This window comes from Winogradskyella sediminis (assembly GCF_003387355.1).
Lineage (GTDB): Bacteria > Bacteroidota > Bacteroidia > Flavobacteriales > Flavobacteriaceae > Winogradskyella > Winogradskyella sediminis.
The window spans coordinates 958,140-971,959 of the sequence record NZ_QUNH01000001.1 but is presented as its reverse complement, the minus strand read 5'-3'; the positions used below and the strand labels follow the sequence as shown (position 1 = coordinate 971,959).

The following is a 13,820-nucleotide window of genomic DNA, read 5'->3' as shown; positions in this document are numbered from 1 at the left end:
TATTAAATTTGTAGGTTAATTAGTTTTTAAATAACGTTGGCACTTGCTTAATGGCTTCTTCAAAAGGTATTTCTTGAGGAGATATTGCCATACCATTTCTTAGTTTACCAATACCAGACACAATAATTTTATCTTTTGAATCTATACCAGACTCTACAACATATAAGTTATCTACGGTGCCTTTAACTTTTAAAATTGAAGTTTCAACTTTATTTTCTGCTCCAAGTTTAAAAATCATCACATTACCTTGTTGTTCAAACGTGGCAGATTGTGGTACAACAATAGCGTCTTTGTATTCTATTGGAAATCTTATTTTACCACTGTTACCATTGGTTAAAATTTCATTTGGATTATCAAATGCTGCTCTAATTTGAATGGTACCTGTATTTTGGTTAATCTGACCAGTACTGGTTTGAATACGTCCTTTTTCAGAATACGGTTTACCATTAGCCAATATTAACGTTAAGTCTGGTGCATTTTTAATACGTTCCGCTTTTGTTTTTCCTTCAGAGCGTTGTAAATGATCTATATATTGTGCTTCATTAAAACTAAAAAAAGCGTAAACTTCATCTATTTGGCTCACCGTAGTTAATGGTGTTGCATCACTTGGACTAATTAAAGCTCCTTCTCTAAAATTAATAGCTCCTACAAAACCATCGATTGGGCTTTTAATAGTTGCATACCCAATATTAGCTGTAACACTACTATAATTTGCTTTTGCTTGCGCTAAATTTGCTTTTGCTGTTTCTAATTGTACAGGACTAATAATGTTTTTTTCAACCAAAGGAATCAGTTTATTTACCTCAACTTGTGCTACATTAACTTGTGCTTTTGCCGCACCAGCATCTTGACTTAAAGATTGTGTTTCTAATCTAAATAGCACTTGGCCTTTACGTACTTTTTCTCCTTCATCTACATATACTTTTTCTATATATCCAGAAGTTTTTGCTCTAACATCACTATTTACTTTACCTTCAATAGTGGCTGGATAATCGGTATAACCGGTTACCGTTTTAGGTTGTAACTGTGTCACCGGAAAAGGTGCAGGTGGAGCTGCAGCTGCTCCAGACTGTGTATTCTCTTTATCACCACAGCTCACCACAATTAGAAATACACTAACGATGGTTAATATTGATACGATTTTATTTGTTTTCATTATTTTAAAGGTTGAATTTATTTTTAATTAGGTTTTCTTTAAGTTCTTTCATTGATGCCGAAGCATTTGCAATAAATTTGAGGTAATTAATATGGAATGTTAGATCAAATTTCTCATCTTCATCGGTAACATTCTCATTGATAGCTTCTTTGTAAGCTTTCATTTCAAGATGAAGCGCCTTAACCGATTCCCATTCTTCAATCATAGTATCAATGTGGTTTAATACTGAATCTTTATTAACTACAAAATACTTTTTACGGTCACCTGTTTTAGTGAAGTATTCTATTTTTTTTAAATCTTGTAAATGGTTTAAATGCGTAGAAATTGTGCTTTTACTTGCGCATAACACTTCAACCATCTCATCGAAAGTTGTACCTCGTCTGCCTGTTAAAATTACGTAAGCCATGATGCGTGCTGCAACAGGTGCTATATTATTTTTACTTTCTAAATGGACACCTAGCTTTTCTACAAGCGCCATTTTTTTACTGCATATCTCTTTCGTCATTATTACTTATTTTAATAATTACTTGGCAAAAGTAGAAATTAGTTCGGAACAAACCGAACTAAACGAAGTTAAATTGTTGTTAAATAAAAAAGCCAACTGTTAACAGTTGGCTTTTATTATATTATTTCAACGTTTACACGTACTATAGAGCAGATTTAAACTGTTCTAAAAAGCGTACATCGTTTTCACTAAGTAAACGAATATCACTAATTTGGTTCAGTAACATTGCTATTCTGTCTATTCCCATTCCGAAGGCAAAACCAGAGTATTCTTTAGAATCAATACCACAGTTTTCTAAAACGTTAGGATCTACCATACCACAACCCATAATTTCTAACCAACCTGTTCCTTTGGTAATTTTATAATCGGTTTCGGTTTCTAAGCCCCAATACACATCAACTTCAGCACTTGGCTCTGTAAAAGGGAAGTAAGAAGGACGTAATCTAATTTTTGATTTCCCGAACATTTCTGTGGTAAAATATTGAAGGGTTTGTTTTAAGTCTGCAAAACTTACATCTTTATCAATATATAAACCTTCTACTTGGTGGAAAAAACAATGTGAACGTGCCGAAATCGCTTCATTTCTATAAACTCTACCAGGTGAAATAGTACGAATTGGTGGTTGATTGTTTTCCATATAACGTACTTGCACAGAACTGGTATGTGTACGTAATAAAATATCTGGATCTGTTTGAATAAAAAACGTATCCTGCATATCTCTTGCCGGATGATATTCTGGTAAATTTAATGCTGTAAAATTATGCCAATCGTCTTCAATTTCTGGTCCTTCACTCACGTTAAAACCAATACGCGAAAAGATATCAATAATTTCATTCTTCACTATAGAAATAGGATGACGCGCACCAATGGAAATAGGTTCGCCTGGTCGAGACAAATCTCCATAAATCCCTTTCTCTTCTTCTTGTGTTTCAAGCGCCTCCTTTAAGCTATTTACTTTGGCTTCTGCTGTAGTTTTAAGCTCATTTATGATTTGTCCGAATTCTCTTTTTTGATCATTCGCCACATTTTTTAATTCGCCATAAAACGCCTTTAAATGGCCTTTTGAGCCTAAATATTTAATTCTAAAAGCTTCAACTTCTTCTTTAGATTGTGCTTTAAAAGCTTCTGCTTCTGCTATAAGTTCTTTTATCTTGTCTATCATGATTTCTAAAAGTAGGTGGCAAATTTAATGATTTTATCAACAAAAAACGCCTTCAAATTGAAGGCGTTTTTTATCTATTTTATAAAAAGAGCTTATTGCCTGATAAAAACGTCTTTATACGTTGTATCATCTGAAGTATCATTAGGTGTTCCATTATCATAAAAATCTTCAAAATAAAACGTATTGTTTTCAAAAATTATTTCTTGAGTAGCAACATCACCTTCTATATATTGCGTATAAAATCCATCTCCATCATTTGACCATGTTGATGAAATCGATTCTTCTAATAAGCAATTACCATCCATATCTTCTTCATAATATATATACTCAAATGTTCCATCTGAATTAAAAATAAAAGTTTCTTCTTTTTCACAATCAGTGACAGTTTGTTCAACTTCATTTTCGAAATATTTATGATATTTCCATGTTCCAACTATCGGATCTATTGAAGTGTCATCATCGTTATCACTACTACACGAAGCAAATACAAGTGCAAAAACACTTAAAAGTAAAATTACTTTTTTCATACTTAAATATATTTTTTAATGTTAATTGTTGAAATTAACATTTTTTAACACAAATCAAAGTAATTAATTTAGGTAATGTAATCTGATTCAACAAAATAATTGACAATCGCCTCTTTCATCAGTACACTTTGCTCACCAGCTTTAAGATGTGGTAATTGTGCCAACACTTTATAATGTGGCCAACCATCGTTATCTACATAATCGAATTCATAAAAACCATAAGGTTCCAAAACTTTACAAATAGCAATATGCATTAAATCTAGTTTATGGTCTTTTTTATACTCGCGATGTAGTTGTCCTAATTCTTGTACGCCAATGAGGTATATAATAGCATCAAGATCTAAAATATCTCCATCAGCAAATTGATTTGATAGTTTTTCTACTAACAAATCCCATCGTTCCTTTAATTGTTCGTCTCTTGCCATGCTCACTTCCCATCAAAAAGGGAATCTTATTAATTATTAAATTTTTTTTTTATTTCAAAATTTCGAATTCCTATTTCGAGTTCAAATTCTTTAAGTTTTCAAAGTTAAGAAACTAAAGCATCTTCATTTACGTTATTATATTAAAATGGCAAAATTCATGTACTTTTGTTTAAACCACTTGTTGTATGAGTATTATTGATATTATTTTAGCTGCCCTTTTATTATTTGGTTTTATACGTGGCTTATTTAAAGGCCTTTTTGTAGAAGTAGCCTCTTTATTGGCCTTAGTTTTGGGTGTTTGGGGAGCTATTCATTTTAGTGGCTTTGCGGCAGGTTTTTTGGAGCCAAAAGTTGATTGGACTGAAAAAACTATAAATATTGTCGCTTTTGCAATAACTTTTGTCGCCATTGTTTTAGCCATTAGCTTAGCAGGAAAAGCACTGACAAAACTCGCTGATTTTGCGGCCTTAGGTATAATAAATAAATTGGCAGGTGGTGTTTTTGGCGCACTTAAAATCGGACTGATTCTCAGTGTCTTACTAGGTGTTTTTCATAAAATGAATAATACATTGCCTTTTATGGAAAAGGAAGATTTAGACCACAGTATACTTTACCAACCGATAAAGGCTTTAGCACCACTAATTTTTCCGTCTATTATAAAGAGTGATGCAGAGGAAACTACGGATAATGATGCCCAAGAAAATTAGGTTGTTGTATAACTTTGCTTTTAATCGAGATGATAAATCTCCATAATATCCTTGAGATACTTTTCAAAGTCTATTTTTAAATCAATGAGTTTTCCTGTATGCACATCAAACACCCATCCGTGAACTTTTAAACCTCTATCTCTATAGGCTTTTTGCACGGCAGCTGTTTTAATTAAATTAACACATTGTTCTTGTACATTAAGTTCTACTAAACGATCGTACTTTTTATCTTCATTTACTATAGCGTTTAGTTCTTTACGATGCATTCTATATACATCTCTAATATTTCTTAACCAACCGTTTAATACACCTAAATCCGCTGATTGCATGGCTGCTTTAACACCACCACAGGCATAATGTCCGCAAACCACCACATGGCTCACTTTTAATTGCGTTACCGCATAATTAACCACAGACATCGCATTGGCATCGGTACCCACCACCATATTTGCAATATTTCTATGTACAAAGACTTCGCCAGGACCTAGACCCATGAGATCTTCTGCCGTAACTCTACTGTCCGAACATCCTATGTATAATAATTCAGGACTTTGTCCTTCTCCTAATGTCTCAAAATATTTAGGATCAACGGCCAATTTGGCTTTTATCCAATCACTGTTATTTTTAAATACATTCTCTAAATCCATAGTGTTCTAATGTACATCTTTCACATGAGATTTAATCCATTGCAGGCACATTTTAAAATCTTTGAAAATATGTTCATTTGGAATAAATTCTGGAATGATACCTATGCGCTCCATCATGTAACGTGGTTGTTTAAGCAAACCTACAAACAAGACTCTTACATCTTTCTTTTTTAAATCTTGAAGCATATCTTCCATAGCATACAGACCTGATTGATCCATATATTGCATACGACCTAGCCTTAAAATCACGGTTTTTGCCGTATCGGGAATTTGCTCAGTTAAAGCCTGAAAATCACTTGTAGATCCAAAGAATAAAGGTCCTTTAAGATGCTTAATAAAAACTTCTTCTTTTAATGCTGAAGGGAAATTACCTTCGTCATCCCAAGCTTCTTCTTTTAATGATTTAACATCGCTGCGTTCTGCTGTTAGATCTCCTATTTTTTTCATAAACATAAGTGATGCGATAACCAAACCAATACCTACAGCATAAATTAAATCCCAAAATGTAGATAAAAGTAATACGACCAGCATAATTAAGACTTCAGAACTTAATCTTACAGGTCCAAATTTGATGTCTCTTGGTAAACTTGGTATCGCTTTAAGACCTCTATAATCCATAACACCAATGCCAACTGTTATTAATATTCCGGCTAAAACGGCCGCAGGAATTTTTGATGCCACATCACTCAATGCCAACATTATTAATAATAACATGATACCTGCAATCATACCAGATAACTTGGTTTTTCCTCCAGCATTAATATTAACAACCGTTCTAATGGTTGCTCCTGCTCCTGGAATGCCTCCAAATACAGCCGCGATACTATTACCAATACCCTGACCAACTAATTCTTTATTAGGTTTGTGTTTGGTTTTGGTCATATTATCAGCAACGACACTAGTTAGTAGAGAATCTATGGCTCCTAATAAGGATAAAGTAAGCGCTGTAAAAATGTACGGAGTAATGCTCCCTAAACTAAAATTAGTGAACATTTCTAATCTAGGAATTGGAATTCCGCCTGGGATTTCTGAGATAGGACGATAACCTAAATTAAATCCATAGGCAATTCCCGAGACCACAACTAAAGCTACCAAAGTACTTGGAATCGCGGTGGTAATACGTTTAAAACCATAGATTATAATAATTGTTCCTAAAGCTAGCATAAGTTCTAACCAATTAATGTGCTTTAATGCTCTAGGCAATACTTTAATAGCTCCTACGGTACCAGATGCTTCTTTAGCCGCTAATGTTTGTGATTCATTTAAAATTTGTTCTGGTGTAATCTGCTGTGCACGGTCAATAGTTTCTTTAAAATTTTCAAGTACTAAAATGCCTTCACCAGCTTCTTCTTTTAAAATATTTTCTAGTATAACCTCTTCAGCTTGCGGCTTAAATTGTGCTACAAACTCTGCATCTTCTTTTGGGTAGTACCCAATTGAAGGTAATATTTGGGTCAATAAAATAATGACTCCGATGGCCGTCATAAATCCAGAAACTACAGGATAAGGAATGTATCTTATATATTTTCCCAAGCCTAAAAACCCCAGTCCAATTTGTATAAGACCTGCTAGGAGAAACACCGTTAATATTGCTGGTAAGGCTTTTTCTACACTACCATCATTGGCTGCCACAATACCAGCAATAATGACCATGCTCACCGCCGTCATTGGTGCTGTTGGACCCGAAATTTGAGTTGCAGTACCGCCAAAAAGAGCAGCAAAGAAACTTATAAATATGGCTCCATATAAACCTGCTTCTGGACCTAAACCTGAAGACACTCCAAATGCTAAAGCCAATGGCAAAGCAACAATTCCTGCAGTAATGCCACCAAATGCATCACCTTTAATATTTGAAAATAATTTCTTCATAGTTCAATAATTATTGGATTAAAATAGTCTAATTTTTACTTAAACCGAAACCCTTTCACAAAGTTTTGTTAGAAATTAACAAAAGCAATAATATTTATTTGATCCCTTCCTGAGGTTTCAAAAAACTGATTCATATATCCTAGTTCTAGTCTTAAATTATCCGAAAATGTATAACCAATACCACCAAATACGCGGTTTCTATCAAAAACAGAAGACTCAGTATTTAAAAAGATTTCATTATACAAGGATACGTATAAAGGGTTCTTAGCTTCTTCTTTATATTGAAGTGGTATTTTTACACCTAAGAAATATCTAAAACGCATTTTAAAATCATCTTCAACAAATCGCTGCTCAAATCTATAGCGATGACTTAAACCCACTTTACCAACCTTTTGTTTCGTTGTAAATTGCTGAAAAATTCGATGCTCATTTACAGCGGTTTTATCATCAGTATCATCTATGTAATTTTCTGACAAGATATAACCGTATCCTAATAAAATATTATCATTATTATCAGATAAATTATAGCCAACACCAGTTCTAAGTAGTAATTGCTCTAAATCACCAACGGCATTATAATTTCTATACTGCACTTCATTATGAATATTCCATTTAGAATTTAGCTTTTTGTTACCTATGTATATTAACCAATTTCCTAAATTACTATCTTGACTCATAGCAAAAAAAGGCAACACTAATGCGATGATTAGTGTTGCTATTTTACTCGTCTTTTTTAATTTAAATCGACTCATTTATATGTAAGTTATTTTTAGTAAAACTCTACTGCACCAGTATTAATATTATACATAGCACCAACAATTTTTATCTCACCTTTCTTTTCCATTTCTGTTAATATTGGACTTTCAGCATGAATTCTATCTATTGTTAATTCAACGTTTTTCTTAGAAACCTCATCAACAAAATCTAAATTTTTAGAGGTACGTAAACCTTCATCTTTAGGCTCTGTAACGGCATTTACTGCAGGTGTAATTTTTTCTATCAACTTTGTTAAATTACCCATTTCTGCATGATCACAAGCTCCTTTTACAGCACCACAACTGGTATGTCCAAGTACTACAATAAGTTTTGTTCCTGCTAATTTACATGCAAATTCCATGCTTCCTAAAATATCTTCGTTGACAAAATTACCTGCAATACGCACACTAAAGATATCACCTAAACCTTGATCAAAAACCAATTCTGCTGACACTCTAGAATCGATACAACTTAAAATCGTTGCAAACGGAAATTGTCCCTCACTAGTATCGTTTACTTGCTCTAATAAGTTACGATTAGCTTTTAAGTTATCTTGAAATCTTTTATTACCTTCTTTTAAATATTGCAATGACTTTTCTGGTGTCATTGTAGCTTGTGTTTCTTTTGTATGTGCTTTCATCGTATATGTTTTTATATTTTTATTAAAATTTGTGTTTGATTATGCTTCTGAAACTAATACCGAAACATTGATCTTATTGACTACCTCATGTAAAGGCATTTCTTGTGTGCTTTTCTTTTGTTTTTCATTTCTATCTACACACAATAAGTTAATATTACTTTTTAAAAGATAAGAAGATAGTGTGGTTAAAGTATTATCATTCTGCTCAAATTTATACTCAATCACTTTGTCTTCCATAACATCTAAAGCTTCTGCTTCTTCGTTTTGGCTACTTATAATTTTGAAAGATTTTAAAGGAGTTGCTGTATGTGTCATTAACGCTTTTGACAGACCTGTATTAAAAATTTTACGAGAACCATTTAACATTGCTAATGTCATTTTTTTGTCTGGTTCTAAGGCATTTTCATTTGAAGCAATCATCACAATTCCTTTAAACTTTTTTAGAATAAAACGGGTAACGCTATCTCCAATTAACTTAAATGATGAGGCATCTCGTTGTCCTAAAACAATAACATCTGGATTATAAAGTTCGATTTGTTTCTGTATTTCTTCCTTTATTTTTCCAAAAGCATAATTGCCACTAATATTTAAACCATAGGTATGTGAAAACGTTTCAACTAAATTATCTATTTGTTTTTTAGTATTGTTATGTTCTTCATTTAGACTTCGCATAGCAGAGAATTGATTCTCTCGCTTTACAATATCTATATGCTTTTTAACATGAAACAATTTTACTTCTCCATCAATCATTTTGGCCAAGCCAACGCTACTTTTCAATAATGTACTTTCCGACTTCTTTAGGTCGGAAAGTACTAAGATTTTATATCTATTATTTTTCATAGCGTTCTAACTTAAACTTAAACTAGATTTAGGTCTCAGTTGAAAAAACTCAATAAAACTTGGTGGATTTTCAACAATTCCACGTTTTGAAATTAATTTGATATCTATATTTCTCTCTTTGGCTTTAAAGGCAAAATCTTCAAGAATTTCTATAATATCATAATCGAGATATCTTGTTTTGGTGACATCAAATTCTAAATAGGTATCTCTTGGTAAACTATCTAATTCTTTTAAAATCGCACCTTTGTTAAAGAAAGTTACCTCTTCGGCAAGTGCCATCTTAATTTTATGTTTTCCATTACTGTGATCTTCAATATGCAAGAAATGAGAGTTTTGGTAGCTTTTTAATAAAATAACAATAATACCAACGACCAAACCTAAACCAATACCTACTAATAGATCTGTAAATACGATTCCAAAAACCGTAACAAAGAAAGGCACAGATTGTTTCCATCCTAACTTATACATTTTCACAAACAATGCAGGTTTTGCTAATTTATAGCCTACTATTAATAAAATAGCTGCCAATACAGATAAAGGAATTTTATTTAATAAAGTTGGAATTAAAATAACCGAAATTAATAGTAAAAACCCATGTAAGATGGTAGATAATTTACTCTTTCCACCAGATTGAATATTAGCAGAACTTCTTACAATTACTTGCGTTATTGGCAAACCACCGACCAAACCAGATAATATATTACCTGTACCTTGGGCTAATAACTCTCTATTTGTTGGTGTTACGTTTTTATCGGGATCTAATTTATCCGTTGCTTCAACACACAATAAGGTTTCTAAACTTGCTACGAGTGCAATAGTAAATGCTACAATCCATACTTCAGGATTTGTAATTGCTGAAAAATTAGGGAAACTAAATTGCCCAATAAATGAATCAAAACTATCTGGAACAGGCACACTAACCAAATGTGAATTTGCAATGGCAAGAGTCTCATTAGATTGTGTAACGATATAAAAAACAATACCAACAACCACAGCGACTAATGGTCCTTGTATAATTTCAAAAAACTTACCTTTTTTAACTAAGACATTACTCCACAACAATAAAATACCTAAGGCAATAAAGCCAACGACCATTGAACCAAGTATAAGGTTATCGAAAATATTAAGTAAAGCAGAAAATGTATTTTCTCCAGAAGCCTCAACAAAACTATCAGCTCCTTCTGGTTCTGCATCGTAACCAAAGAAATGAGGAATTTGTTTTAATATAATGATTATTCCAATACCTGTTAACATGCCTTTAATTACTGATGATGGAAAATAATACCCAATAATTCCGGCTTTTAAAACACCAAAAAGTAATTGAATTACTCCACCTAATACTACAGCAACTAAAAAGTTTTCATAACCACCTAAAGTTCCTATGGCAGTTAATACAATAGCAGCCAAACCTGCTGCAGGTCCACTAACTCCAATCTTAGAACCACTTAAGGCTCCTACTACAACTCCTCCAATAATTCCAGCAATTAAACCAGAGAAAAGAGGTGCTCCACTGGCTAAAGCAATACCTAAACATAAAGGTAATGCCACAAAAAATACAACGACACTTGCAGGCAAGTCGCTTTTTAATGTTTTAAACATTTGATATAATGATTTTATACTATTGAAGCGATTTCAATAGTGATTTTAATATTTTTTTTTTTGGGGGACACATGACGTGTCGGGCGAAAAAATATTAAATAAAATCGGGTGGTGGAGAAATTAAGTTGAGATGTGGCTTAGGATAGTTTTTAAATCTATAGCCTTCAAGATGTGTTACATCCTGATCTTCAATTAAAAATTCTGAATCTTGGTGATTTTTATCAAACAATAATTTAGCATGTGAATTCTCTTCTTCTTCAGTAATACTGAAAAAACATGCTACATCAATTGAATCATCAATAGACATAATAATTGTGGGTGCAGAGATAAGCGCCATAAATACTATGGTTAAAAAAACAGCGATTCTGTATTTGGTGCTTTTTTGCATAAGCGACAAATATAATATCTTCCAATTTAACTAAATGTTAAATTAGTTCTAAAAATGTTTCAATATTTTAATATCCTTGGACGGAATCCAACCTGTAGAATTATCCGATAGTTGAATTTTACTCCAATCTTCATAAGTTTCTAACACTTGTACTTTAGTGCCTTCATGCAGTCTAAACACCTCTTCACTTGTGGGATTTGGATCCGTTTTCACTCTACTTTCTTGAGAAAACACAATTGCAGGATTATCTTTTTTACTTAGCTCCTCCTTCTGAAATGCCATGATGATAGCTATACAAGCTACAAATAAACTAATAACACTGACAACAAAAGCAATTCGTTTTTTAGAACTGGTATAAGAAAAATGGTAGGCTAAGAATATAATTACAAATAATAACACACCACCTACTGCAATTCTTGCCCATGTATCTGCACTAAAAGTATTAACTATGTTATTTACAATTCTTGAAAATCCGACTGTAGGTACTTTGTCAATGGCATCAATCGTCATGTTTTGCGCAAAGGCCAGATTGTTCTCTATATCCTTATCATTAGGTGCCAATAGCAGCGCTTTTTCATAATAATAAATACTAGGAGCAATATTATTGAGCTTATAATTGGCATTTCCTAAATTAAAATACAACTCAGCAGAATGCACATCTGAATCTAAAATAGATTCGTATTTATCAATGGCTTCAGCAAACTTACCATCATTATACAGCGCATTAGCTTCGCTAAAACGTTCATCATTTTGCGAAAAACCAATAAGGTTAAAACAACATATAAGTAAAAAAGTAATGGCTCTCATATTATCTTAGCTGCTTATCTATTAATGAAATTGTTTTCGCCGCTTTATCATAATCATTCTGCATTGTTACTTGTGTAATTGGTGTATAACGTGCCAATTCACAATTCTCTAAAATTGAAATAAAATTTGAAACCACATCCGTTTCAACTTGACGTTCTCTTAGCAAATTTTCAATTTTCTCTTTATTAAAATCACTAGTTTCAATATTGAGTTTGGCTTTTAAATAATTATGAAGTGCTTTCTCTAATGCCAAGTAAAACGCTTCTTTTTTACCCATAGTTTTCTTAGCTTCTCCCAAATATTTCTTTGCTAAACGATCTGCTTTTCTTAAACGATTTCCCTGTACATCTGCATCGCGTTCATCCTTTTTACGTCTTACTACTATAGCCAGAGGAATTGCCAAAAATGGCACTAATAGCAATGACCAAAAGCCTGTGGATTTAAAAAATGGTTCTGTTGTGGTACTTACCCAGTTTGATGTCGTTTTTATAAAAGCAAATGTATTTGTATTGGGTTGCACTGATTGCTTTGTATTTGCCGTTGTATTTTCAGTATGACTTGCTGCTGCAGTAGGCCCTTCTACAACATCGATAACAATATCGTCTGAAGAAATACGCTTATAACTTTCCGTTTCTAAATCAAAATATGAAAATGAAATAGTTGGCACAGGGTATTTTCCTTTATACTGAGGTACGATAGTATAGGTATCTGAAATATTACCTTGCATGCCATAAATATTGGTTCGAACATTTTCTTGATGCTCTGGTTCGTAAACTTCCAATGAACTTGGCACTGTAAGTTTTGGCAATTCAAATAATTTTAGATTTCCTTTCCCTGAAACTTCAATTTTTGCCTGTAGTGATTCCGTGGCATTCAACTGCGTTTTAGATGTTGAAACTTTAAAATCAAATTTACCCACAGCTCCTTTAAAATCAGATGGTTTACCGTTTTCTGGCAAGGGTTTTACATTAATGGTTCTGCTTCCTGCTGTGACTTCTTTTGGAATTTTTGTCATTAAACGTCTTCCAAAGATATCAACTTTATCAGATGGCACTTCTGCCGTAATATCCATAACGAGTGGCTCTATTTTTAATGCTCCTGTTTTTTGAGGATATAGCACCGTTTTTCTAAGTACAACATAGCGATAGTTTTCTCCTTTAAACTCACCTTCTTGAACAGGAAGTCCTTTAATTTCGATATTCTGACTCCAAAAATCATTAAATCGTGGAATTTCTTTTTCTCGCCAATTACTACTCACTCCTATTTCTGTAGATACATAGAGTTTGTAAACGACTGTTATGGCCTCATTAAGATACGGATTTGTATTAGACACCTCAGCCACTAAATGTATTTTTTCTGAAGCAACATCAGAAGCCGCTGCATTGCCGTTGGGCGCACTTACAGCTGCCGTAACTTTTACTGTAATAGGAAAGGTTTTAAAAACCTCACCGTTAATCTCAATGGTCGCCTGTTTAATTGTAAAATTACCTTGCTTTTTTGGTGCTAAGAAATAACTATATGTTTTAGAATATGTTCGTTTACCATTTAAATATTTGTTACTCACAGACGTATTAGGACCTCCAACGACATCGAAATCAGCAAAACTTGGAGGCACAAAATTATCTCCATCTTGGTTCATTTCAAAGTCAATACGCAAACGTTCATTAACTCCTAGTTTTTTCTTGCTCACCTTGGCTTCAAATTTTACTTGTGCTGAGGCGATACTTGTAGCAAGTATTAGAAATAGAAGGGATATGTTTTTAATTACTTTCATTTATAATTTAGCATATTT

The 13,820-nt window shown here is 32.9% G+C and carries 15 protein-coding genes; 1 reads left to right on the top strand and 14 read right to left on the bottom strand.

The annotated features are described in order from the left end of the window. Positions 1-19: 19 nt before the first annotated feature. The 5 genes from C8N41_RS04145 to C8N41_RS04125 all read right to left on the bottom strand — a co-directional run bounded on the left by C8N41_RS04145 (position 20) and on the right by C8N41_RS04125 (position 3,775). The gene (locus tag C8N41_RS04145) at positions 20-1,156 is read right to left on the bottom strand and encodes an efflux RND transporter periplasmic adaptor subunit (RefSeq protein WP_115838315.1); all 1,137 of its coding nucleotides are present in this window, start codon (positions 1,154-1,156) and stop codon (positions 20-22) included. Between the two features lie 4 nt (positions 1,157-1,160). Further along, positions 1,161-1,661: a GbsR/MarR family transcriptional regulator gene (locus C8N41_RS04140; RefSeq protein WP_092445501.1), complete on the bottom strand. Its 501-nt coding sequence runs from the start codon at positions 1,659-1,661 to the stop codon at positions 1,161-1,163. Positions 1,662-1,803: 142 nt separating this feature from the next. Then, positions 1,804-2,823, bottom strand: coding sequence for a phenylalanine--tRNA ligase subunit alpha (gene pheS / locus C8N41_RS04135; RefSeq protein WP_092445503.1), 1,020 nt, complete (start codon positions 2,821-2,823; stop codon positions 1,804-1,806). A 92-nt stretch (positions 2,824-2,915) separates the two neighbouring features. Further along, positions 2,916-3,350 (bottom strand): lipocalin-like domain-containing protein, encoded by a 435-nt coding sequence (locus tag C8N41_RS04130; RefSeq protein ID WP_092445505.1) that lies wholly within the window; start codon positions 3,348-3,350, stop codon positions 2,916-2,918. A 68-nt stretch (positions 3,351-3,418) separates the two neighbouring features. Beyond that, positions 3,419-3,775: a hypothetical protein gene (locus C8N41_RS04125; RefSeq protein ID WP_092445506.1), complete on the bottom strand. Its 357-nt coding sequence runs from the start codon at positions 3,773-3,775 to the stop codon at positions 3,419-3,421. Between the two features lie 185 nt (positions 3,776-3,960). On the opposite strand from C8N41_RS04125, the gene C8N41_RS04120 reads away from it, so the two are divergent. Beyond that, the gene (locus tag C8N41_RS04120; RefSeq protein ID WP_115838314.1) at positions 3,961-4,482 is read left to right on the top strand and encodes a CvpA family protein; all 522 of its coding nucleotides are present in this window, start codon (positions 3,961-3,963) and stop codon (positions 4,480-4,482) included. A 20-nt stretch (positions 4,483-4,502) separates the two neighbouring features. Here the strand turns inward: C8N41_RS04120 and C8N41_RS04115 are convergent, their stop codons facing one another. The 9 genes from C8N41_RS04115 to C8N41_RS04075 all read right to left on the bottom strand — a co-directional run bounded on the left by C8N41_RS04115 (position 4,503) and on the right by C8N41_RS04075 (position 13,802). Next, positions 4,503-5,129, bottom strand: a complete 627-nt coding sequence (locus C8N41_RS04115; protein WP_115838313.1) for a carbonic anhydrase — start codon at positions 5,127-5,129, stop codon at positions 4,503-4,505. Between the two features lie 6 nt (positions 5,130-5,135). Continuing rightward, positions 5,136-6,998: a SulP family inorganic anion transporter gene (locus tag C8N41_RS04110; RefSeq protein WP_115838312.1), complete on the bottom strand. Its 1,863-nt coding sequence runs from the start codon at positions 6,996-6,998 to the stop codon at positions 5,136-5,138. Between the two features lie 68 nt (positions 6,999-7,066). Continuing rightward, positions 7,067-7,750 (bottom strand): DUF2490 domain-containing protein, encoded by a 684-nt coding sequence (locus C8N41_RS04105; RefSeq protein WP_092445514.1) that lies wholly within the window; start codon positions 7,748-7,750, stop codon positions 7,067-7,069. Positions 7,751-7,767: 17 nt separating this feature from the next. Then, the gene (locus C8N41_RS04100) at positions 7,768-8,394 is read right to left on the bottom strand and encodes a carbonic anhydrase family protein (RefSeq protein WP_092445516.1); all 627 of its coding nucleotides are present in this window, start codon (positions 8,392-8,394) and stop codon (positions 7,768-7,770) included. A gap of 39 nt (positions 8,395-8,433) precedes the next feature. Then, complete coding sequence (locus tag C8N41_RS04095) at positions 8,434-9,234, bottom strand: universal stress protein (RefSeq protein WP_092445518.1); 801 nt, start codon at positions 9,232-9,234, stop codon at positions 8,434-8,436. 6 nt (positions 9,235-9,240) lie between these two features. Continuing rightward, positions 9,241-10,833: a SulP family inorganic anion transporter gene (locus C8N41_RS04090; RefSeq protein ID WP_092445520.1), complete on the bottom strand. Its 1,593-nt coding sequence runs from the start codon at positions 10,831-10,833 to the stop codon at positions 9,241-9,243. A 94-nt stretch (positions 10,834-10,927) separates the two neighbouring features. Further along, complete coding sequence (locus C8N41_RS04085; protein WP_244266724.1) at positions 10,928-11,221, bottom strand: hypothetical protein; 294 nt, start codon at positions 11,219-11,221, stop codon at positions 10,928-10,930. 48 nt (positions 11,222-11,269) lie between these two features. Next, complete coding sequence (locus C8N41_RS04080; protein WP_115838311.1) at positions 11,270-12,028, bottom strand: tetratricopeptide repeat protein; 759 nt, start codon at positions 12,026-12,028, stop codon at positions 11,270-11,272. A gap of 1 nt (position 12,029) precedes the next feature. Beyond that, entirely contained in the window at positions 12,030-13,802 is a 1,773-nt protein-coding gene (locus C8N41_RS04075) for a BatD family protein (protein WP_115838310.1), read from the bottom strand. Positions 13,803-13,820 lie beyond the last annotated feature (18 nt).